The sequence below is a fragment of the Buttiauxella sp. S19-1 genome (genome assembly GCF_022134725.1).
GTDB lineage: Bacteria > Pseudomonadota > Gammaproteobacteria > Enterobacterales > Enterobacteriaceae > Buttiauxella > Buttiauxella ferragutiae.
The window spans coordinates 1-21,913 of the sequence record NZ_JAHWLU010000084.1 but is presented as its reverse complement, the minus strand read 5'-3'; the positions used below and the strand labels follow the sequence as shown (position 1 = coordinate 21,913).

Here is a 21,913-nt window from a genome sequence, read left to right as displayed (position 1 = left end):
GCGTCAGGATTGTGGTCAGTTGGTCATCACGGCTTTGTGAACAAAGCTGCTCAATAAAGGCTTCGTTCATCGTTTGTGCCGATTTGACCGACAAATCGGGGTCATTGTCATCTCGTGCCAGCACAGCCTCGGGCAACACCAGCAATTGTGCTCCCGCGCCGTTGGCCTGAGCCATAAACCCAAGACAGGTTTGTACGTTCTCCTGCCAGTCTTTACTCACTGCAAACTGCCCTACGGCAACTTTCATTGTGGTTTCCCAAAAGGTCGCGAATATTTTCAGTATACCCGGTGTGAAACGTCCCGTACTGACGTTACACTCATTCTCTTGCGCATTAGATCGAACAGGAAAACATCGTGTTACAGATGCTATTAGCCGTGTTTATTGGCGGCGGGACGGGCAGCGTTGCGCGCTGGTTGCTCAGTATGAGATTCAACCCGGTGCATGGTGCTATTCCAGTTGGAACATTGGTCGCCAACCTGGTAGGCGCATTTATTATCGGCCTCGGCCTGGCCTTGTTCACCAGAATGACTCATCTCGACCCAGTGTGGAAATTGTTGATCACCACCGGTTTTTGCGGTGGCCTGACGACATTTTCAACCTTTTCGGCTGAAGTGGTATTCCTGCTACAGGACGGGCGTCTGGCATGGGCAGGATTAAACATGCTACTGAACCTCGCCGGTTCATTGACGATGACCGCCATCGCATTTTGGTTAGTTTCATTGGCATACGGCCACTAATTAGTAGCACGTTAAGGTTAGCTTAATTTTCGTCTGCCACTCTGTTTGAAAAATAGCGTGGGGCAAATAATGACGAAACAACGTGTTGCTGAGTGGACTGCGGTGCTGATAAGCACGCTAATTGTGGTGAGCTTTGTGAAAGTTTATCTATTTTACTGAATTTAAAGCAAAAAAAACCCGCCTTAGCGGGTTTTTATATTCTACTGGTAATGCCTTAGATAGGCATTACGTTTGCAGCAGATGGGCCTTTGGCACCGTTAGTGATTTCAAACTCAACGCGCTGACCTTCAGCCAGGGTTTTGAAACCATTGCTCTGGATTGCAGAGAAGTGTACGAACACGTCTTTGCTACCATCTTCCGGAGTAATGAAGCCAAAGCCTTTTGACTCGTTAAACCACTTAACGTTACCTTTAATCTTAGACATCTAAATTACCTTTACATGAAAAACGACACAAATGCTGTGTCGAACACCAGTACACCAATTGTGATGGATTTTGTCCAGCCCAGATTAGCTAAAAAGTGAGAAAAATTGCTACCTCTTTTAAAAAGTGTGCAGCAGCCCGTATTTTCAAACAATAGATAGAAAACATATGGGTTTGGATTGATTCTGGCCTATACCGCCGCTCAGAATTGGAAGCGTAGCCAGGCGAAGTAAACGTTACCGTTGTTGTAAGTTCCAGGGATATAGGTCATCTGGAAGGTCGCCGGGCCATATCCTACAGATGCCAAAGGCAGGATCACCGGCAGTGGAATGTAGTTCCAGTTATCACGAGCGGTAACACCGAGTGTATAGCCTAGCCCTATGTGGAAATTATCATCCGTCAGCGGGCGCCAGGTTTTCTCCCATCCGTAACCACCAATTGGCTCCCATTTGTTAAAGGAATCTTTAAACACCATCAAATACAAGCCATGCCAGTTCCCGCTGTCATCCCATCGCGTTTGTCCGAACCCAAGGCCCCATGGTCGTTCGTTATATTTCTCTATTTTTTCCTCGTCGTATGCGAAGCGCGCATGCCAGGTTATCGCCGGAATAAACAAATCATAGTGTTGTGGTTCATTCCACGTCTGTGAAACGTTATCAGTCAATGTATTCCAGGCATTGCCCAGCAGACTAGTTTGATTTGCCATTGCAGCTGGTACTTCCCTTATTGGAACCAGCAAAATAATAAAAAGAATCACTCGTTTATTTGTTAAAGCCACGTTAATTTCCGCATCAAAACTCAATAGCTAATTTAACAAATTTTATGTTAACTACAGCTAAATAAGCTGCGGGTAAAATCCGAAAACACGGGCCTGGTTATCGGTTGTTAATAGAACAATTGCTTCGACAAATAGATAACGCATATCAATAAGTAAATGTCATAATTGCAGCTCGGCCAACAAAAGCACTATGGCAGTGGAATCAAGCTCGCTAAATTTTGATGCTTATCAGAACTCGTCGCCTGTGATTCAGGCAGATTGACACCGCTTTCGCAGACGGCTTTAAAGCCGTTATTTTTTATTTTTCTGGCATGGCGTTACGTTCAGGTACGGCCAACAGATGCCGACGACCAAACGCAACAGGGGGCTTTAATGCTAACTACGATTGAATTACTTATTGGGGTGATAGTGATTGTTGGTGTAGCTCGCTACATCATCAAAGGCTACTCCGCGACCGGCGTATTATTTGTCGGTGGTTTAATATTACTGATTATTAGTGCCTTAATGGGCCACAAAGTTTTACCTGCCAGTGCTGAAAGTACCGGTTACACCGCAACCGATATTGTCGAATATGTCAAAATCTTGCTGATGAGCCGTGGTGGCGATCTCGGCATGATGATCATGATGCTGTGTGGTTTTGCCGCATATATGACCCATATTGGTGCTAACGACATGGTCGTTAAGCTCGCATCAAAGCCATTGAAATTAATTAACTCACCTTACATTCTGATGATCGCTGCGTATTTCGTGGCTTGTCTGATGTCACTAGCGGTCTCTTCTGCGACTGGCCTGGGTGTATTGCTGATGGCAACATTGTTCCCGGTAATGGTGAACGTCGGGATTAGCCGTGGCGCTGCGGCGGCAATTTGTGCCTCCCCTGCTGCAATCATTCTCTCTCCAACCTCTGGCGATGTGGTGCTGGCGGCGAAAGCTGCGGAAATGACATTGGTTGATTTTGCCTTTAAAACTACCGTGCCAATTTCTATTGCCGCAATTATTGCCATGGCGATTGCCCACTTCTTCTGGCAACGCTACCTGGATAAAAAAGAGAACATCAGCCATGAAATGCTCGATGTCAGCGAAATCCAGACTACTGCTCCTTCTTTCTATGCCATTCTGCCATTTACGCCAATTATTGGTGTGTTGATTTTCGACGGTAAATGGGGCCCACAACTACACATCATTACCATTTTGGTTATCTGTATTCTGATTGCGGCAATCATTGAATTCTTCCGTGGTTTCAACACACAGAACGTCTTCTCCGGGCTGGAGGTTTGCTATCGCGGTATGGCTGATGCCTTCGCCAACGTGGTGATGTTGTTGGTGGCGGCAGGTGTCTTCGCCCAGGGTCTCAGCACCATCGGCTTTATCCAGAGCCTGATATCTATTGCCACCTCGTTTGGCTCGGCAAGTATCATTCTGATGCTGGTGTTAGTCGTTCTCACCATGTTAGCTGCCATGACTACCGGTTCAGGTAACGCCCCGTTCTATGCCTTTGTTGAGATGATCCCTAAACTGGCTCACTCCTCTGGCATCAACCCTGCGTATCTGGCGATCCCAATGTTGCAAGCATCCAACCTGGGCCGTACCATTTCTCCGGTTTCCGGCGTGGTTGTGGCCGTTGCAGGTATGGCAAAAATTTCCCCATTTGAAGTCGTTAAACGTACCTCAGTACCGATTGCGGTAGGTCTGGTGGTGGTCATTATTGCCACTGAAATCCTCGTGCCTTCTGCTGCCGTTGTTGTTGGCGGCTAAAAGCACTTCGCTCACAGTGCCCGATAGGTGCGCTGTGGGCGTCCTACCTTGCCATAAACTATTTCGGCCATAATTTGCTGGCGGCTGGCACAAAACTCCAGATAACGTCGGGCCGTGGTACGGCTCAGTTTTAACGCTTCGGCCACGGTTTCCGCAGTGTGGCGAGCTTCCGGGTCAGTAAACAGCAGCTGCACTTTCTCCAACGTCAGCTCATCAATCCCCACCGGCAACACCTCTTTTTGCTCCCCGCGCGCATAGGCATTGAACATATCGTCAATCTGCCGCTGGCTGGCACTGGCACTGTTCGCCAGCATCTGCATTCGCTGCTGATAGCGCTCCAGTGTTTGCTCAAGGCGTTCGTAGGCAATAGGCTTAACCAGATAATCAAACACCCCGCCGCGCACCGCATCGGATACGGTATCCATATCACTTGCAGCCGTCGTAAAGACCACTCCGCCAGGGAAGCGCGCCTGAGCCAGTTCTTGCAGAAGCGTAATTCCGCGGCCATCGGGCAAATAGTTATCCAGCAAAATCAAATCAGGCTTAAATCGCTCAATCATCATTCTGGTTTGCGCCAGATTCCCCGCCAGCCACACTTGCCCGCAATGGGGCATTTGACGAATAAACTCCGCATGCATTTCCGCCAGCGCTGTTTCGTCTTCAACAATCAGAATCGTAATAGGTTGCGTCATTGCTCTTTTTCACTTTCGGTATAAAAACAGAAAATAAAGAACCGCTGGGTTGGTTGTCTTCCAGCGTAATTACCCCGCCACAGCGACTGACATAACTGACTATCAGATATAACCCAATGCCGTGTGCATCCTTGTTATCAGTTTTGGTGCTGACACCTTGCTCAAAAATAGCTTCACGTAACGTCTCGGGCACACCACAGCCCTGGTCGGCTACTTCAATTATCACCTCCGATCCTTCATCGCTCAGATAGAGTTCGACAATGTTATTGCTGCGTGAATTTTTCAGGCTGGCATCAAAGGCGTTATCCAGTAAATTGCCGACAATAGCCGAAAATTCAGTGCTATCCAGCCCTTCCGGAAGCGCCGATAACTGGCTGCCAGGCACAATATTTAATACCAGCCCCAGTTCACGCGCCCGCTGAGACTTACCAAACAACAGGCCAGCCACCTGGCGGTCATTTATCTCACTGCGCAGATAATCGATAAGCTCTTGCTGTGCCTGAGACTCCCCTTTCACCATCTCCAGAACCCGGTCATATTCCTTCATTTGCAGCAGGCCGCTGAGCGTCGACATCCAGTTTAAATGTTCATGACGCAGCGTTCGCAGGCTCTCCACATACTGTTTAATTTGTGTGAGCTGCGCATTCAGCGTGCTGATTTCGTCTTTGCTGCGGAAGCTGACAATCGCGCCTGCGGGTGCCGCATGGCCGGAATGAATTACCCCGCGATTGGCAATCACACTTAACCCGTTAAAAGTACAAATCACGTCCTGGCGTGCTTCGGCAATCTTTTCAGTGAAAAAACTCGCCGGATGCACCACATCAGATATTGGTTTCCCCAGCCACTGGCGGCCTGGTGAACGCAACCCGAGCATTTTACGGGCATTGCGATTAATCGCCGTGATAAGCCCATCGCTATCGACGGCGATCAAGCCTTCAAATACCGAGCCAAACAGCGCCTCTTGTTGGCGCACCACGCGCGCAATCTGGCGTGGCTCCATCCCCAGCATCTGCCTGCGGATATGGGAAGAAAACAACCAGGAGAGCAGCATCAGAACAATCAGGATAACCACAAAAACACCGGCGAGCGGCAGCAGGAAATCCAGACGCCAGCTATCAATTTTACTGACCAGATAACCGAGCGACACCACACCAATCACTTTGCCGTGCTCGTCAAAGATTGGCGTCTTGGCGCGCATCGCCATGCCAATCGAACCTTCGCCAGTAATAAAGTAGCTCTCACCTTTTTCCAGCGCACCAGGCTTGGTCCACTGCATCGGGTAGCCAATTTTTTCTGGATTCGGGTGAAAAAGACGAATGGAATGGCTGTCGCCAATCACGACATAATCAAAATCAGAACCGGTGGATAATTTGCCAACAATTACGGCGAGGTGTGCGCTGTCTCTGTTTTTGACCGCCGTAATAAGACTGTCGTTCGAGGCGATAATCCGCGCCTGATTCATCGCCATATCGCGCACATGTTCGAGGAGATAATCTTCAAAACTTGCTGTTAAATACTTGCCCAGTGCAGCAATCAATAAAGTCGATACCAGTAACAGCAGTAAAAAGATTCTTAATGGGAAAGCAATTTTTTGAAAAAATCGCAATACGCCAATCTTTTCTGTTCCCGGCATTGATTTTCCTTTTTCTGGCGTTCGACAAATGTAATGAAATTGTTTCTAAAACCGCGAAATTAATAAAATCGATCGTCACAGATTCAGAACATTAAATCAATTAAACAAATAAAAACCACGTCACAACTTGCGAAGAAATTAATTAAATAAATAAAAACCATTAAGTCTATTTAAATCAGGTAACCCTTTGTGAAACAGTTCAAAACCTGGCGAACAAATACCCCTTACGATCTTCCCCACAGCAGCAAAAATGCTGAAAAGCTCAATTGAAAATAAAACGTTATAAGTTGCAACAAATATACTCAAACAAGGAAGTCACCACTCATGTTTGGCAATACCGTGTTCGCCCAGGTTAAACGCGCCGAAAATATAAAAATGTCCGCTATCACGCACTTCCTGCGTGAAAATGACCTGAGCATTGATACGACGGTAGAAGTCTTTATTACGGTCACTCGCGACGATAAACTCATCGCCTGCGGAGGCATTGCTGGAAATATAATTAAATGCGTGGCAATCGACGAATCTGTACGCGGTGAAGGGCTGGCGCTCACCCTGGCAACAGAATTAATTAATCTCGCCTACGAACGGCAATGCCCACACCTGTTTATCTACACCAAAACACAGAACGAAGCGTTATTTAAGCAATGTGGTTTTTACACCATCACCAGCGTGCCAGGCATGATGGTACTGATGGAAAATAGCGCCACACGCCTGCAACGTTACGCCAGTTATTTAACCACACTGCGCCAGGCTGGCAGCAAAATTGGCTGCATCGTGATGAATGCCAATCCCTTTACTCACGGCCATCGTTATTTAATTCAGAAAGCCGCAGAACAGTGCGACTGGCTGCATGTTTTCCTGGTGAAAGAGGATACCTCGCGCTTCCCGTATGAAGACCGTCTGGCGCTGGTGCGTTCCGGCACCGCCGAAATTAAAAAACTCACCGTCCATCGCGGCTCAGAGTACATCATTTCCCGCGCGACATTCCCTTGTTACTTCATCAAAGAACAGGGCGTGCTCAACCACTGCCACACCGAAATCGACCTGAAAATTTTCCGTCAGTATCTGGCCCCAGCACTCGGTATTACCCACCGTTTCGTCGGTACCGAACCGTATTGCGAAGTCACCGCCACCTACAACAAAGACATGCGCCACTGGCTGGAAACTCCATCGCTCCCCGCTCCGCCGATTGAACTGGTGGAAATTGAACGTCTGCAATATCACGGCATGGCGATTTCCGCCTCGTGGGTACGCAAGCTACTGGTGAAGAAAGACTTTGCCGCCATCGACATTCTGGTTCCCGAAGTCACTCGCGACTACTTAGAACGCATGCTCGCTGCCCGCCCGCAAAACAGCGTGGGCGGGCAACTGGAATCCACATTAACAGGTGAAAAATGAACATTACTCATGCAGCCGTTGCCGGCACCCTGGAATCTGGCGATGTGATGATCCGCATCGCACCACTCGATACACAAGAGATCGACCTGCAAATCAGCAGCAACGTTGAAAAACAGTTTGGCGAAGCCATACGCGCCACGGTGCTGGAGATCCTCGCTCGCCATCAGGTTAAAGGCGTGCAACTGATTCTTGACGACAAAGGCGCGCTGGACTGCATTCTGCGCGCCCGTCTGGAAACCCTGCTGGTTCGCGCAAGCGATATCACCGCCCTGCCATGGGAGAAAAACCTATGACGCCGGAACAAAAGAACCGCACCCGCCGCAGCATGTTATTTGTGCCGGGTGCCAATGCGGCGATGGTCAGCAACGCCTTTATTTATCAGGCCGATGCGCTGATGTTCGATCTGGAAGACTCAGTTATCCTGCGCGAAAAAGACGCCGCCCGCCGTCTGGTTTTCCACGCGTTGCAACACCCGCTGTATCAGGATGTGGAAACCATCGTGCGCGTGAATCCACTTGATTCCGAATATGGCGTGGCCGACCTGGAAGCCGTGGTGCGCGGCGGTGCCGACATTGTGCGCCTGCCAAAAACCGACACCGCACAAGACGTCATTGATACCGAAAGTGAAATCGCGCGCATTGAAGCCGCATGTGGCCGCGAACCCGGCAGCACCGGAATTCTGGCCGCCATTGAATCCCCGCAAGGCATCACTCAGGCGGTGGCGATAGCCCATTCATCCTCACGCTTAATCGGCATCGCGCTGGGTGCGGAAGATTATGTGCGCAACTTGCGCACCGAACGTTCCCCCGAAGGTATCGAGCTGCTATTTGCCCGTTGTTCCATTCTGCAAGCCGCGCGCGCGGCGGGGATTCAGGCCTTCGACACCGTCTATTCCGATGCCAATAACGAAGCCGGATTTTTGCACGAAGCGGCGCATATCAAACAACTGGGTTTCGACGGCAAATCGCTGATCAACCCGCGCCAGATTGAGCTGTTACACAACCTCTACGCCCCGACGCAAAAAGAAGTCGATCACGCCAACGCAGTGGTGGAAGCCGCCGAAGCCTCCGCCCGTGAAGGCCGTGGCGTGGTGTCGCTGAACGGAAAAATGGTCGACAGCCCGGTTATCGAACGTGCTCGTCTGGTGTTATCTCGCGCCGCACTTTCCGGCATTCGTGAAGAATAAGGCAAAAAAATGACGCAGAAACAAGAACGTATTGCCGCCTGGAGTCGCCGCAGTGCAAGCGATTTACCGGCTTATAAGAATGTCTCGAAACTGAATTTACAGGCGCAAAAACCACGCACCAAAAAGCTGTGTAATTCGCTGGAAGAGGCAATTCGCCGCTCAGGCCTGCACGACGGTATGACGATTTCCTTCCACCACGCGTTTCGTGGCGGTGACCTGACGCTGAACAGCGTAATGGCGACCATCGCCAGCATGGGCTTTAAAAACCTGACGCTGGCCTCAAGTTCGCTGAGCGATTGCCATGCGCCATTAATCGAGCACATCCGCAATAACGTGGTGACGCGTATTTACACCTCTGGTTTGCGCGGCCCGCTGGCAGAAGAAATCTCACGTGGCCTGCTGGCAGAACCGGTGCAAATCCACTCCCATGGCGGACGTGTACAACTGGTGAACAGCGGCGAGCTAAAAATCGATGTCGCTTTCCTTGGCGTTCCATCGTGCGATGAATTCGGCAATGCTAATGGCTACACCGGCAAAGCCTGCTGCGGTTCGCTGGGCTACGCCAAAGTCGATGCTGAAAACGCCCGTCAGGTGGTGTTGCTAAGCGAAGCGCTGCTGCCCTACCCGCACAACCCCGCCAGTATCATGCAGGATCAGGTCGATTTGATCGTACAGGTTGAGCAAGTGGGCGATGCCGACAAAATCGGTGCCGATGCCACACGCATGACCTCCAACCCGCGTGAATTGCTCATCGCGCGTACTGCGGCAGATGTTGTCGTCAATTCCGGCTACTTCAAAGAAGGTTTTTCCCTGCAAACCGGGACCGGGGGCGCTTCACTGGCGGTGACCCGTTTTCTGGAAGACAAAATGCGCAGCCGCAACATTCATGCAGGCTTTGCCCTTGGTGGCATCACCGCAACGATTGTCGATCTGCATGAAAAGGGGCTGATTAAAAAACTGCTCGATGTGCAGAGTTTTGACCGCGCCGCAGCGCAATCCTTGGCTCGTAACCCTAATCACATTGAAATCAGCGCCAATCAGTACGCCAACTGGGGCTCGAAAGGCGCATCAGTCGACCGCCTGGATGTGGTGGTGTTGAGCGCGCTGGAAGTCGATACCCAATTTAACGTCAATGTGCTGACCGGTTCCGACGGCGTGTTGCGCGGCGCTTCCGGCGGGCATTGCGATACCGCCGTTGCCGCCGCCCTTTCCATTATTGTCGCCCCGCTGGTGCGTGGCCGAATCCCTACGCTGGTCGATAACGTCCTGACCTGTATCACACCGGGTTCCAGCGTCGATATTCTGGTTACCGATCACGGTATTGCCGTCAACCCTGCGCGCCCTGAACTGGCAGAACGCCTGAAAGAAGCCGGCATGAAAATCGTCACCATCGAGTGGTTGCGCGAGCGGGCGCAAATCCTCACCGGCTTCCCCAAAGCGATTGAATTTACCGACCGCGTAATCGCCGTGGTGCGTTACCGCGATGGCTCGGTGATTGATGTTGTGCATCAGGTGAAGGGGTAAATCATGCCGATGTATCTCTCATCTGCGACGCACGCCAAAGTCACTGTGCCAGAGCTACTTGCCAGCCGGGATGCGCGCCAAAAAAGGCAACAGGAGTGGCTGGCACGCCACGCCGTCACCCTGGTTTCTTTCACCGTTGTCGCCCCTGGTTCAGTCAAAGACAGCGAACTGACGCGGCGTATTTTTAACCACGGCCTCCGGACGTTTCGCCAGTTAGCAGAACGCTCAGGCTGGGAAATCAAAAAACAGAGCTGCCTGGCGCTGGCGACTGGCCCGGAAGCTCTGCTGGCAATCGCCGCCCAGCCTGCCGCGGTGAAACAAGCCGCCATTGAGCTTGAGCAAAACCATCCTCTTGGCCGCCTGTGGGACTTCGACGTGCTGACACCGCAAGGGCAAATTCTCTCGCGCCGTGACTTTTCGCTCCCCGCCCGCCGCTGCCTGTTGTGCGAACAAACCGCCGCTGTTTGCGCCCGTGAACAAGCGCATCCGCTTGCTGAACTGCTCGCTCGTATGGAGACGCTGCTCAATGATGCAGATGACGCAGCCCCGCGCTGAAGTGTCGGAAACGATTGTTGCGCATTACAGCGAACTGGCTTTCCGCGCGTTACTCGCAGAGGTGAACTTAACGCCCAAACCAGGCCTGGTCGACCGCAATAACTGTGGCGCGCATAAAGATATGGCGCTGGAGGATTTTCAGCAAAGTGCGGCGGCGATGCGCCCGTATTTCCCGCGCTTCATTCAACTGGGTGCCAGCACCGCAGCATTGCCTGAATGCGAGGTTCTGCAAAATTTACGCCCTATCGGCATCGCCTGTGAAGCCGCAATGTTTCGCGCAACAGAAGGCGTTAACACCCATAAAGGCAGCATTTTTTCACTCGGCTTACTGTGTGCCGCGATTGGTCGCCTGCATCAGCAACAACGCGCCATTACGCCGATGGCAATTTGCCAGACCGTAGCCGCTTTTTGCCATGGGATAACCGAGCGGGAATTGCACCACAACAACCACCAGCAAACCGCCGGGCAACGGCTTTTCCGGCAACTCGGCTTAACCGGTGCGCGCGGTGAAGCCGAAGCGGGTTATCCGTTGGTGATAAATATGGCGCTGCCGCATTACCACGCGCTTCTTACGCAGGCAACCGATCCGGAACTGGCGCTGCTCGACACTTTACTGCTGCTGATGGCACACAACGGAGATACCAATGTGGCCTCTCGCGGGGGTATGGCTGGACTGAGCTGGTTGCAGGAATACGCCCGCACCTTGCTCGCTAACGGCGGTATCCGTAAGCCCGCAGATCTTCGCCATCTGCAAGAGTTCGACCACGCCTGTATTGCACGCAACCTCAGCCCCGGCGGTAGCGCCGACCTGCTGATTATCACCTGGTTGTTAGCCCAAATTTCGCAATATCACCCTTAGCATCAATCGGAATAATCCTTACTGGAGAATCAGTTATGTCTGTTTCAAAAGATAAAATATGGAAGTTGCTGGCACCGCTGGTCGTCATGGCCATCATGCTGCTCATTCCCGTGCCCGATGGCATGCCACCGCAGGCATGGCATTACTTCGCGGTATTTGTCGCGATGATCGTCGGCATGATCCTCGAACCGATCCCGGCGACCGCGATCAGCTTTATCGCCGTGACAATTTGCGTGATCGGCAGCGATTACCTGCTGTTTGACGCCAAAGAGTTAGCCGACCCGGCTTTTGACGCCGGTAAGCAAGCATTGAAATGGGGGCTGGCAGGTTTTTCCAGTACCACCGTCTGGCTGGTATTCGGCGCGTTTATCTTCGCGCTGGGCTATGAAGTCACCGGCCTGGGTCGCCGTATCGCGCTGATTATGGTGAAATTCATGGGCAAGCGCACGCTGACTCTCGGCTACGCCATCGTGATTATTGATATTCTGCTGGCACCATTTACGCCATCAAACACCGCCCGCACCGGCGGCACCGTGTTCCCGGTAATCAAAAACCTGCCGCCATTATTCCAGTCATTCCCTAACGACCCTTCTTCGCGCCGCATCGGTAGCTACCTGATGTGGATGATGGTGATCAGTACCAGCCTCAGTTCGTCGATGTTCATCACCGGTGCAGCTCCCAACGTGCTCGGCCTTGAGTTCGTCAGCAAAATTGCCGGTATTCAAATTAGCTGGATGCAGTGGTTTTTGAGCTTCCTGCCGGTGGGCATTATTCTGCTGATCGTCGCGCCATGGCTGTCTTACGTCCTCTATAAACCTGAAATCACCCACAGCGAGGAAGTCTCCGGCTGGGCGAAAGACGCGCTACAAGAGATGGGCAAACTCACCCGCAAAGAGATCACCCTGATTGGCCTGGTGCTGTTAAGCCTGGGGTTGTGGGTGTTTGGCGGCGAGGTAATTGATGCAACAGCGGTAGGTTTGCTGGCGGTATCGCTGATGCTGGCGCTGCACGTGGTGCCGTGGAAAGACATCACCAAATATAACAGTGCGTGGAACACCTTAGTTAACCTGGCAACTCTGGTAGTGATGGCAAGCGGCCTGACGCGTTCCGGTTTTATCGACTGGTTCGCCAATACCATGAGTAGCCATCTGGAGGGTTTCTCCGCCAATACTACGGTTATCGTGCTGGTATTGGTGTTCTACTTCGCGCATTACCTGTTTGCCAGCCTGTCGGCGCACACCGCGACTATGCTGCCGGTGATTCTGGCGGTGGGTAAAGGTATTCCCGGCGTGCCAATGGAGCATTTGTGTATTTTGCTGGTGCTGTCGATTGGTATCATGGGCTGCCTGACACCTTACGCCACCGGCCCTGGCGTGATTATTTACGGCTGCGGCTATGTGAAGTCGAAAGACTACTGGCGCCTGGGTGCGATTTTCGGCGTGATTTATATCACCATGTTGCTATGTGTCGGCTGGCCGATTCTGGCGCTGTGGAGTTAACGGCTTTCATATTGCGGACAAAGCGTCTCTCTGAGGCGCTTTTTTTATGATTAAATAAGGAATTATCATCTAACTGAATGAGAAAGGCATGAAATTCCTTTGCCAGACCGCCCTGTTAACCCTCGCTTGCGCCACTCACTCCGCCGCCCTGGCAGAAGATCTGCAACCCAAACAATATGGCGATTTCGAGCGCTACGTGCTGGCCCTTTCCTGGCAAACCGGTTTTTGTCAGAGCATGCACGAGCGCAATCGCAACGAACCTGCTGAATGTAAAACCCAGCAGGAACAGGACGACAAACGTGCATTTTTGACGGTCCACGGGCTGTGGCCTGGATTACCGAAATCTGTAGCCTCACGCGGTGTGGATGAAAAACGCTGGATGCGTTACGGCTGCTCAACCCGCCCGGTGCCAAACATGGCGGAAGCTCGCGGTTCGCAAAAATGCCAGGCACCTGCGCCTGAGTTATCCGCAGACATCGCCAGCAAACTCGCAGGCGTGATGCCCGGTGCTGGCGGCCAGTCTTGCCTTGAGCGCTATGAATTCGCTAAACACGGCGCGTGCTTTGGTTTTAATCCCAACGCCTACTTCGGCACCATGGTTCGTCTGAATAACGAGTTTAAACAGAGTGCATTTGGCACCTTCCTTGCGGAAAATTACGGTAAAGACGTCACCCGTAAAGCGTTCAATAAAGCGCTGGAAAAAAGCTGGGGAAGTGAAGCGGTGAAAGCGGTCAAACTGACCTGTAACGGTAATCCGGCTTATCTGACAGAAATACAAATCTCGCTGGATGCCGGGAAAATTAACAGCCCGTTAAATGAAGGGTCATTCGCCACACAAAGAAATTCAGGCAACTGTGCAAAACAGTTCCGTCTGGATGCCGTTGGGTATTAGAGGATTAAACGGCCATAAACACTGAAGACAAAAAATAATCAGTTCACTATTAGTTCCGTATTTTCCGCCATATGATTTGCGTATCAAATACGGAGGTCATTATGAACACCACGAAACGCTTTTTAATGCAGTTGAAAGACCAGTTTGAGCGCGAAGGCCGGGCGCAAAAATTGTTAGGTTTGATTTGGCTTTCCCCGCAACAGCGCTACGAAATCTTAAAAGAGATTATGTTGCCGGTTGCCAGGAAATGAGGTTGTTAAATTGGCGGGTGACGCAGGGTTCACCCGCCTGAAGGTTACCCTTTCAAGAACTCCAGTAAATCTGCATTTACCCGGTCTTTCTCGGTGGTACAAATGCCGTGCGATCCACCCTGGTATACTTTGAATGTCGAATCCGGCAACGTTGCCGCCGTGACTTTACCGCAGGTTTCAAACGGGACAATCTGGTCATCATCGCCATGAATAACTAGCGTTGGAATAGTCATTTTCTTCAGGTCTTCTCGCAGGTCGGTTTCAGAAAACGCTTTAATACAATCGTAGAGCGCCTTAATTCCCCCCTGCATCCCCTGTTCAACAAAACTCTCCCTGACGCCTTCCGAGATTTTCGCCCCAGGACGGTTATAGCCATAAAACGCCATGGTCAGCTCTTTGAAAAAATCTGCCCGGTTGACGCGCACACCTTCACGAATTCCATCAAACACATCAATGGGTACGCCATCAGGGTTGTAATCCGTTTTCACCATGATCGGCGGCACTGCGCTAATCAGTACGGCTTTTGCCACGCGGCTAGTACCGTGGCGGCCAATGTAACGCGCCACTTCACCTCCGCCAGTGGAATGACCGACATGAATCGCATCTTTGAGATTTAAATGCGCAGTCAATTCCTCCAGATCGTCAGCATATTGATCCATATGATTGCCTTCCCAGGATTGTGATGAGCGACCATGCCCACGACGGTCGTGAGCGATCACCCGGAATCCTTTTTGCCCGAGGAAAAACATCTGATCTTCAAACGCATCTGCGGTTAACGGCCAGCCATGGCTGAAAACTACCGGTTGTCCTTCCCCCCAATCCTTAAAATAAAGAGAACTACCGTCCTTTAACTTGAGTTTGTCGTAATGGCTCATGATATCTCCTGGTCAGGTGATGGTCGTGCGAGTTGCCCAATTGAAAGGTGCATATACAGCGTAATTCAATTTTCTCACCAGGCAGGTTTATTTACGGTCAGCAATTGTTCCATCAGACTTAGTAAGGGTTTATTTGGAATGTTTGAGCTTGCTCCCAAAATGCCAATAAACATCAGGCAGCCCATTCCCGAACAGCTAATGTTACCAGTATCATGTTACCGGTATCAGAAATCTGGTGAATTATGTTTGTCGCATTTTTCACCTATAAATTCGGCGCAGAGGAACAAACAAATGACCGAAATAACAACACATCTCGGTGCAGGAAGCCTGCTAGGGATCGCAGCCTGTGCAGTTGTACTCCTACTTATTCTTATCATGCGTTTCAAAGTGCATGCTTTCTTAGCTTTAACCCTTGTGAGTGTCGTTGTCGCACTGGTTACCGGTGTGCCGTTCGATAAAATTGTCCCAACTATTTTGGGCGGTTTTGGTAGCACACTGGCAGGTGTTGCACTGCTGGTTGGTCTCGGCGCAATGATTGGCCGCTTGCTTGAAATCTCCGGCGGGGCAAAAGTGCTTGCCGACACGCTGGTCGGTAAGTTTGGCTCTCATCGTGCTCCACTGGCGCTCGGTGTGGCATCGTTACTGTTCGGCTTCCCAATCTTCTTTGATGCGGGCCTGGTCGTCATGCTGCCGATTATCTTCAGCGTGGCAAAACAATTCGGTGGTTCTACGCTGAAATATGCGTTACCTGCTGCCGGTGCGTTTGCAGTCATGCACGCCCTGCTGCCGCCTCATCCAGGCCCGGTTGCTGCCAGTGAATTACTGGGTGCAAACATCGGCCTGCTGGTGATTGTAGGCCTGGTTATCGCCATTCCGACCTGGTATCTCGGCGCGTATCTGTTTGGTCAGTACGCTGGTAAAAAATTCGAAGTTCCACTGCCTTCTTCTTTCCTCGGCAGCGTTGAAGCGGATCCAAACCACCAGCCACCGGCATTTAGCACTGTATTATCGATTCTGTTGTTGCCGCTGGTACTGATTTTCCTCGATACCGGCCTGAACACCGCGACCGTACTCGGTTGGGTTAGTGGCGATAACACCGTGGTTCAACTGCTGCGAATGTTGGGTAAAACACCTATCGCACTGTTGATTACCGTCTTCTTCTCACTTGCCGTGTTTAGTGGCCGCCATAGCCGCCAGCATCTGGAAAAAGTGTGTGACGGTGCCCTCGGCCCAATCTGTGGCATCATTTTGGTGACCGGTGCGGGTGGTATGTTCGGTGGCGTTCTGCGTGCCAGCGGCATTGGTGATGCGTTGGCGGGTGTTTTGTCCGATACAGGCATGCCAGTAATTGTTGCCGCGTTCGTTATCTCTACCGCTCTGCGTGTGGCGCAAGGTTCTGCAACGGTTGCTCTGACCACGACCGCCGCACTGATTTCCCCAATGGTTGCCGTTACACCAGGCCTGAGCCAGTTCGACCTGTGCTTCATCGTGGTGGCTATTGCGGGTGGTGCGACCGTACTGTCTCACGTGAACGACTCTGGCTTCTGGTTGGTTGGTCGTTTCCTGGAAATGGACGAGAAAACCACCCTGAAAACCTGGACCGTGATGGAAACGTTGATCGGAACTATCGCCTTCCTGTTCGCTCTGGTAGGCAGCATTATTCTGTAAACTGTGCTGTTATTAAAATGTGACTGAAGTCGCTTTAAACTAAGTGTTAAGCTCAGTATCATCATCACAGACCAAACCCTCACTCATTGAGTGAGGGTTTTCTTTTGTAAGGTCCGCCATCAGACACAAGAGTGCCTGTTTTTTTACATGGAGAGAAATATGTCCAGACCAGCCATTATCATTAATGAACTTGATGCCGAGCGTATCGACCGATTGCTGGAGCAACCACAGTTTGCCAACCAGCCTGTCGCTCAGGCGTTGAACACCGAACTGGACAGAGCAGAAATGCGTAAACCTGAAGATATCCCGGCAGACGTCGTGACCATGAACAGCCGCGTGAAATTCCGCGATCTGGCCTCAAAAGAGGAGCATGTGCGCACGCTGGTGTATCCGGTCAACCTGACAGATAGCGATAACCAACTTTCGGTGATGGCACCGGTTGGCGCAGCACTGCTGGGTTTACGTGTCGGTGCAACGATTAACTGGACGTTACCAAACGGTAACCAAACGCATCTGGAAGTGCTGGAGTTGCAGTACCAGCCTGAAGCTGCGGGCGAGTTTCACCGTTAATGATTTGCCCCCTTCGCAAAGAAGGGGGAATTGGCCTTTCCAGGGAATCAGCGAAAATTTTTACGCATCACAAATAACAAAAACGCCATCAACAAACCGGGTAACCAAACCCATTGCAGCTCTGACCAAATCACCGCCTGCCCGCGTGGTTCGAGATAACGAGAAAGTGCAAACGGGGCAACGCGAATCACCTGCCAGGGTGCGAAAAAGCGTTCGTCTGACCACGGCCATAACCAACCAACACCTTTGCCTCCGGTCGTCACGGAGTCCAGAAGACTATGTGAAAGCAATGACACCGTCAGAAATAGCCAGACGCGGATGATACCTGCCCGGAACCAGCGATAGCCGAACAAACACAGCAGCGGCACCACAAAAGCAAACAGCAAAGAGTGCGTGAAACCGCGATGCCCGAACGCATTGCCATACGCCACACCAAATTTGAAAGCCAACACATCGGCATCCGGTAGCATTGCCAGAACAATACCGCCCAATAACAGGCGTGGAGGAATGATTTTTTTGCCCAGCCCCAATCCTAAACAAATGGGTACCGCTGCATGAGTGATGATAGTTGGCATAGGATGTGAAAATTTGTGAGTGAACAAAAAGAAACGGCCCGTTATGGGCCGTGTTCGGTATGCAATTAAGCTTGAACCGTGATGCTCAGACTTTCAAAAACAACAGTCTGGCCTGCAACGATTTTGCAGCGTTTGCGGGTTTCCACTTCGCCGTCTACTTGCACCAGCCCTTCTGCAATCACCGCTTTCGCCTGTGCGCCGCTTTCACACCAGCCTTCCAGCTTCAGCAGATCGCATAATTCAACGTGTGGGTGTTTACCTAATGAGAAGGTCGCCATTTTACTCTCCATCGACATCATGATATTCCTCGCAAGCCTGCAAGGTATTCTGGATAAGAGTGGCGACGGTCATTGGGCCAACGCCACCCGGAACCGGCGTAATATACGAGGCTTTGACTGCGGCTTCATCATAATTTACGTCACCGACGACTTTACCGCTCTCCAGACGGTTAATCCCCACGTCCACCACAATCGCCCCTTCCTTGATCCACTCGCCCGGGATAAAGCCAGGTTTGCCGACCGCAACAATCACCAGATCGGCGTTCTCGACATGTTGGCGTAAGTTTTTAGTGAAGCGATGCGTCACGGTGGTGGTACACCCTGCCAGCAGCAGTTCCATGCTCATTGGGCGGCCAACAATGTTGGATGCGCCAATCACCACGGCGTTCAGGCCGTAGGTATCAATACCGTAACGCTCAAGCAGCGTCACGATACCACGCGGTGTACAAGGACGCAGACGCGGCGCACGCTGGCACAGGCGGCCCACATTATAGGGATGGAAACCATCAACGTCTTTATCCGGGTCAATACGTTCCAGAACTTTCACGTTATCGATGCCCGCAGGCAGCGGTAACTGAACCAGAATGCCATCGATTTCCTTATCTGCGTTGAGCGTATCAATCAGCTCCAGCAGTTCTGCTTCGGAGGTGGTGTCAGGCAAATCGTAGGAGCGAGAAATAAAGCCAACTTCTTCACATGCTTTACGTTTACTACCGACATAAATCTGCGATGCAGGGTTCTCGCCAACCAGCACAACTGCAAGTCCAGGGGCGCGTTTTCCTGCGGCAATTCGGGCTTTCACTTTTTCAGCAACTTCAAGCCGTACCTGCTGCGCAATCGTTTTACCGTCAATAATCTTTGCTGCCATCAGTCAGATGATTCCGTCTGTAATCGAAAAGGGAGGGGATTGTTTCTATTTTGTCAGAAGCGCGGCTCGCTGTCAGGCATTGTTAAGTGTTTATGCTCAATTGTCGCGCAGGCAGTTGAAAAGCCATTGACTCGTAAGGTACTGACCGTATAATCCGAGTCCGCAATGCTTCCGAAAGGAATACAGTGCGCCCTTAGCTCAGTTGGATAGAGCAACGGCCTTCTAAGCCGTAGGTCACAGGTTCGAGCCCTGTAGGGCGTACCATTTAAAACAATGAGTTACGCAAAGCCCCTCACTAAAAACCACGCATCCAAAAAGTTTATGTAACGGCTGGTGTAAGTAAAATTTCTCAACGCCCATCAACATTAGCGTGGCTTAGCCAGCATTCCCGGATAGTACTTAGCGATGATGTCATTCATCCTTTCAATCAGATCGTACCGCTTTAAAGTGATGTGTGCTGTTCCCTTCTGAAAGTAGCGAATGCTGAAGAACTCATCCTCGTAAACTTCCTTAGTCGGATTATCCCGAATATGCTCCATCAATCGGGTAGAGATATCACTACGGTTGTCAGGTATCGGTTTGCCATCAAGTAAAAACAGCATCCGCTCCAAATCTGTCAATTGATCCCTCCTCCAGCCCCAGTTCAGACTAAATCCCCAGCGGTTATGTGTCACCAGACTGTTAATGATAATCTTCTTACCGAAACTGCAAGGACTATTAGTTTTGTAATCCCATGACTGTAGTGGATCATAAAATCAGAGCTGGTCCATCGATTTTATGCACGATGCGCTGGTGTGTGGCAGACGCTTCCATACCTTCAATGTGGTAGATGATTTTAACCGCGAAGCACTGGTGATAGAAATCAATCTGAATATCCCGGCGCAGCGAATGAAGCGAGTGCTCGACAGGATAGTGGCAAACCGTGGATATCCACTGACTGATGTCGCTTGCACGGGCACAATGGGCCGAAGAGCATAGGGTCATACTGGACTTTATCAAACCTGGTAAGTCGACACAGAATGCCTTTATCAAAAGTTCTAACCGGACATATCGGACAGAAACCCTGGATTTTTATCTGTTCAGAACGCTGAATGAAGTTCGGGAAATTACAGAGCGCTGGTTGACGGAATACAACAGCGAGCGACCTCATGAATCCCTGAATAACCTGACACTGGAAGAATACCGGCTGATGGCTGAAAAATGGAAATTTCAAAAAGGGTGGAAATAAAACTGGAGGACTTACAGTTAGTGCAATCAACAAATGAAGACAGGACCTTTTGTGCCTTCTGCACATCAGGACTGTCCCCCATATCACGATTATTGATGTAAATATCAAACGCCGGAATACCTACTAAGAAGAACGTTAAGGGCGACCATGCTAAGACGTCTTGGGCACCCTATATTATAGTCTTTAAAGAAAAGTATTAATAGAACTCTCTTTAAAATAAAGGAGGGCTACAATTTTTCACTTAAGAATAGATTAGAAAGTATATGTGGCACCAACTCTACTACGAAGTTGCCGACTAGAATTGCAATCAATGGTACTTGTGCATTGAACATTACCAAATTCTATATATGGACGCCATTTAGTGCTGTTTTTAAAACCAACTTTAAGATTGTAATCCCATTCGTATTCATCGTTAGTCCCCATCTTCCATTCTTTATTAATGAAATCTTCAGCATAGTTCGCCTCAAAATCGAACTGAAGAAATTCCCATTGATAGGTAATGTTCCCTGTGAGCTTTGAACGACCTAAAGAGTCATGACTCTCTCCATCACGGCCTGTTGAGGTATTTCCTGCAGAGTAATTTCTTATTTCATGACGATAACGTATTTTTATTGCCACGCCATTATCGAACAAATATTCAAGGCGAACCTGAGGCTTATAGGTAACGCTAGTATCCCCAAAATTAACAAGCACTCCTGGGCTGACCTTTATTCTATCGTTAATCGTGTATTTGTAACCATATTCAAATTCATTATCACTACCTTCTAAGTTACTTAGATTCCCAGTGTACTTCATCTCAACACCAAAAAAATGGTTGCCTGCGCCACCGCCTATTTTTACACGGCCCGCCCAATCATTTTCGTCATGTTTATATTCTTCGCGAAAATCAAGCGTAGCAGATGAAACAGAAAACGCAGACAACATGGTTGCAATGCCGATAATGGCAATTTTTTTATTCATGTTATTACCTTAATAAATAAATGGATTGTGAAATACACCAGCCAAACCTCAAGCTGATTATTGACCAATAAAACCATCTCTCGCTTATCGTGTTACGTGGTCAATATACAATAGGGTGGAAATTCTGGTTGTTTAGAGTGCGAATATATAAATGAATTATGAAAACAACATGCTGATAATCTGGCGACGTATTTCATAAGCCGCCAGATTATATTAATTAACTGTCTGCCATGACTGTTTTATCAGTAATTTTTTTATCCACTGCTTTAATCAAGAGCAAGCCAACACAAAGAACGATGAAACCACAGAATACGAATACTGCACGCCCCCACAGTGGGTTGTTTAATAAGCACATCAATATAACACCAACACCAGCAATAATATGGAGAATACCCAGCATACTGCGTTGTTTATTATCCAGTAATCTTTGTGTAAAAGATTCTGAGGTTAGGGGCGTTGCTAAATTCTCGAAGAATTTATCAACATCTTTCTGGCGATGTTCTACAAGCGGTTTGTAGAACAGTATTGAAAGTAAGAAGAAACCTGCTGTGAAAACAATGTGCGCCACTAAACCTATTGCGACTTTCAGGTCTGACCATTCTCGGCTAGTTAATGTTTCAAGATTAAACCATTGTTGCACCATCTCAGCATTAATAACGAAACCAACGTAGTAGGAGACGATACCGCCGACAGCAAGCGTACCCCAGGC

At 50.1% G+C, this 21,913-nt stretch carries 23 protein-coding genes, 1 tRNA gene and 3 pseudogenes; 15 read left to right on the top strand and 12 right to left on the bottom strand.

Going from position 1 to position 21,913, the window contains the following annotated elements:
* The coding region (locus MES37_RS17145) for a nitrilase-related carbon-nitrogen hydrolase (RefSeq protein WP_337927087.1) at positions 1 to 247 on the bottom strand (247 nt) is incomplete at its 3' end.
* 107 nt (positions 248 to 354) lie between these two features.
* Here MES37_RS17145 and crcB point away from each other — a divergent pair.
* Positions 355 to 738, top strand: a complete 384-nt coding sequence (crcB, locus tag MES37_RS17140; RefSeq protein ID WP_064548736.1) for a fluoride efflux transporter CrcB — start codon at positions 355 to 357, stop codon at positions 736 to 738.
* 214 nt (positions 739 to 952) lie between these two features.
* Here the strand turns inward: crcB and cspE are convergent, their stop codons facing one another.
* Positions 953 to 1,162 (bottom strand): transcription antiterminator/RNA stability regulator CspE, encoded by a 210-nt coding sequence (cspE, locus tag MES37_RS17135; RefSeq protein WP_004100146.1) that lies wholly within the window; start codon positions 1,160 to 1,162, stop codon positions 953 to 955.
* A 200-nt stretch (positions 1,163 to 1,362) separates the two neighbouring features.
* Positions 1,363 to 1,938: a lipid IV(A) palmitoyltransferase PagP gene (gene pagP / locus MES37_RS17130; protein WP_370918518.1), complete on the bottom strand. Its 576-nt coding sequence runs from the start codon at positions 1,936 to 1,938 to the stop codon at positions 1,363 to 1,365.
* A gap of 372 nt (positions 1,939 to 2,310) precedes the next feature.
* On the opposite strand from pagP, the gene dcuC reads away from it, so the two are divergent.
* Entirely contained in the window at positions 2,311 to 3,693 is a 1,383-nt protein-coding gene (gene dcuC / locus MES37_RS17125; RefSeq protein ID WP_064548739.1) for an anaerobic C4-dicarboxylate transporter DcuC, read from the top strand.
* 11 nt (positions 3,694 to 3,704) lie between these two features.
* Here the strand turns inward: dcuC and dpiA are convergent, their stop codons facing one another.
* Together dpiA and dpiB are read right to left on the bottom strand one after the other, a co-directional pair.
* Positions 3,705 to 4,385 carry a two-component response regulator DpiA gene (dpiA, locus tag MES37_RS17120; RefSeq protein WP_064548740.1) on the bottom strand — a complete coding sequence of 227 codons (681 nt, stop codon included), beginning with the start codon at positions 4,383 to 4,385 and terminating at the stop codon, positions 3,705 to 3,707.
* Positions 4,354 to 6,018 carry a sensor histidine kinase DpiB gene (dpiB, locus tag MES37_RS17115; protein WP_121814124.1) on the bottom strand — a complete coding sequence of 555 codons (1,665 nt, stop codon included), beginning with the start codon at positions 6,016 to 6,018 and terminating at the stop codon, positions 4,354 to 4,356. The genes dpiA and dpiB overlap by 32 nt, the downstream gene beginning before the upstream one ends.
* A gap of 324 nt (positions 6,019 to 6,342) precedes the next feature.
* Here dpiB and citC point away from each other — a divergent pair, with 324 nt between their 5' ends.
* From citC to MES37_RS17070, 9 genes are all read left to right on the top strand, one after another.
* Positions 6,343 to 7,416 (top strand): [citrate (pro-3S)-lyase] ligase, encoded by a 1,074-nt coding sequence (citC, locus tag MES37_RS17110; protein WP_121814125.1) that lies wholly within the window; start codon positions 6,343 to 6,345, stop codon positions 7,414 to 7,416.
* Positions 7,413 to 7,709, top strand: a complete 297-nt coding sequence (gene citD / locus MES37_RS17105; protein WP_121814126.1) for a citrate lyase acyl carrier protein — start codon at positions 7,413 to 7,415, stop codon at positions 7,707 to 7,709. The genes citC and citD overlap by 4 nt, the downstream gene beginning before the upstream one ends.
* A complete protein-coding gene (locus tag MES37_RS17100; protein ID WP_237932124.1) occupies positions 7,706 to 8,602 on the top strand; it encodes an aldolase/citrate lyase family protein in 897 nt (298 codons plus the stop codon). Before citD ends, MES37_RS17100 begins: the two co-directional genes overlap by 4 nt.
* Positions 8,603 to 8,611: 9 nt before the next feature.
* Positions 8,612 to 10,126, top strand: a complete 1,515-nt coding sequence (gene citF, locus MES37_RS17095) for a citrate lyase subunit alpha (RefSeq protein ID WP_237932122.1) — start codon at positions 8,612 to 8,614, stop codon at positions 10,124 to 10,126.
* Positions 10,127 to 10,129: 3 nt separating this feature from the next.
* On the top strand, positions 10,130 to 10,681 hold the full coding sequence (gene citX, locus MES37_RS17090) for a citrate lyase holo-[acyl-carrier protein] synthase (protein WP_237932120.1): 552 nt from the start codon (positions 10,130 to 10,132) through the stop codon (positions 10,679 to 10,681).
* Positions 10,653 to 11,540 carry a triphosphoribosyl-dephospho-CoA synthase CitG gene (gene citG, locus MES37_RS17085; protein WP_443107476.1) on the top strand — a complete coding sequence of 296 codons (888 nt, stop codon included), beginning with the start codon at positions 10,653 to 10,655 and terminating at the stop codon, positions 11,538 to 11,540. The genes citX and citG overlap by 29 nt, the downstream gene beginning before the upstream one ends.
* Positions 11,541 to 11,575: 35 nt before the next feature.
* Entirely contained in the window at positions 11,576 to 13,039 is a 1,464-nt protein-coding gene (locus MES37_RS17080) for an anion permease (RefSeq protein WP_064548756.1), read from the top strand.
* A gap of 88 nt (positions 13,040 to 13,127) precedes the next feature.
* Complete coding sequence (rna, locus tag MES37_RS17075) at positions 13,128 to 13,931, top strand: ribonuclease I (protein ID WP_064548759.1); 804 nt, start codon at positions 13,128 to 13,130, stop codon at positions 13,929 to 13,931.
* Between the two features lie 101 nt (positions 13,932 to 14,032).
* Positions 14,033 to 14,182 carry a hypothetical protein gene (locus MES37_RS17070; protein WP_157092968.1) on the top strand — a complete coding sequence of 50 codons (150 nt, stop codon included), beginning with the start codon at positions 14,033 to 14,035 and terminating at the stop codon, positions 14,180 to 14,182.
* A 44-nt stretch (positions 14,183 to 14,226) separates the two neighbouring features.
* On the opposite strand, the gene MES37_RS17065 is transcribed toward MES37_RS17070, so the two are convergent.
* Positions 14,227 to 15,057 carry an alpha/beta fold hydrolase gene (locus tag MES37_RS17065; protein WP_064548760.1) on the bottom strand — a complete coding sequence of 277 codons (831 nt, stop codon included), beginning with the start codon at positions 15,055 to 15,057 and terminating at the stop codon, positions 14,227 to 14,229.
* A 291-nt stretch (positions 15,058 to 15,348) separates the two neighbouring features.
* Between MES37_RS17065 and MES37_RS17060 the strand changes: the two genes are divergently transcribed.
* Together MES37_RS17060 and rnk are read left to right on the top strand one after the other, a co-directional pair.
* Entirely contained in the window at positions 15,349 to 16,725 is a 1,377-nt protein-coding gene (locus MES37_RS17060; protein ID WP_064548762.1) for a GntP family permease, read from the top strand.
* A 159-nt stretch (positions 16,726 to 16,884) separates the two neighbouring features.
* Positions 16,885 to 17,295 carry a nucleoside diphosphate kinase regulator gene (gene rnk / locus MES37_RS17055; RefSeq protein WP_064548765.1) on the top strand — a complete coding sequence of 137 codons (411 nt, stop codon included), beginning with the start codon at positions 16,885 to 16,887 and terminating at the stop codon, positions 17,293 to 17,295.
* A gap of 47 nt (positions 17,296 to 17,342) precedes the next feature.
* On the opposite strand, the gene MES37_RS17050 is transcribed toward rnk, so the two are convergent.
* The 3 genes from MES37_RS17050 to folD form a co-directional block, all read right to left on the bottom strand.
* The gene (locus tag MES37_RS17050) at positions 17,343 to 17,870 is read right to left on the bottom strand and encodes a metal-dependent hydrolase (RefSeq protein WP_121815671.1); all 528 of its coding nucleotides are present in this window, start codon (positions 17,868 to 17,870) and stop codon (positions 17,343 to 17,345) included.
* A 65-nt stretch (positions 17,871 to 17,935) separates the two neighbouring features.
* Complete coding sequence (ybcJ, locus tag MES37_RS17045) at positions 17,936 to 18,148, bottom strand: ribosome-associated protein YbcJ (RefSeq protein WP_064548770.1); 213 nt, start codon at positions 18,146 to 18,148, stop codon at positions 17,936 to 17,938.
* 1 nt (position 18,149) lies between these two features.
* Entirely contained in the window at positions 18,150 to 19,016 is an 867-nt protein-coding gene (gene folD / locus MES37_RS17040; RefSeq protein WP_064548772.1) for a bifunctional methylenetetrahydrofolate dehydrogenase/methenyltetrahydrofolate cyclohydrolase FolD, read from the bottom strand.
* Between the two features lie 187 nt (positions 19,017 to 19,203).
* Here folD and MES37_RS17035 point away from each other — a divergent pair.
* Positions 19,204 to 19,280, top strand: a tRNA-Arg gene (locus MES37_RS17035).
* 101 nt (positions 19,281 to 19,381) lie between these two features.
* Here the strand turns inward: MES37_RS17035 and MES37_RS17030 are convergent.
* Positions 19,382 to 19,753, bottom strand: a pseudogene (locus MES37_RS17030) (DUF4942 domain-containing protein); the annotation flags it as partial.
* 16 nt (positions 19,754 to 19,769) lie between these two features.
* On the opposite strand from MES37_RS17030, the pseudogene MES37_RS17025 reads away from it, so the two are divergent.
* Positions 19,770 to 20,244 (top strand): annotated as a pseudogene (locus MES37_RS17025) (integrase core domain-containing protein); the annotation flags it as partial.
* Positions 20,245 to 20,496: 252 nt separating this feature from the next.
* Here the strand turns inward: MES37_RS17025 and MES37_RS17020 are convergent.
* Positions 20,497 to 21,204, bottom strand: a complete 708-nt coding sequence (locus tag MES37_RS17020) for an oligogalacturonate-specific porin KdgM family protein (RefSeq protein ID WP_064548774.1) — start codon at positions 21,202 to 21,204, stop codon at positions 20,497 to 20,499.
* 217 nt (positions 21,205 to 21,421) lie between these two features.
* Positions 21,422 to 21,913, bottom strand: a pseudogene (locus MES37_RS17015) (hypothetical protein); the annotation flags it as partial.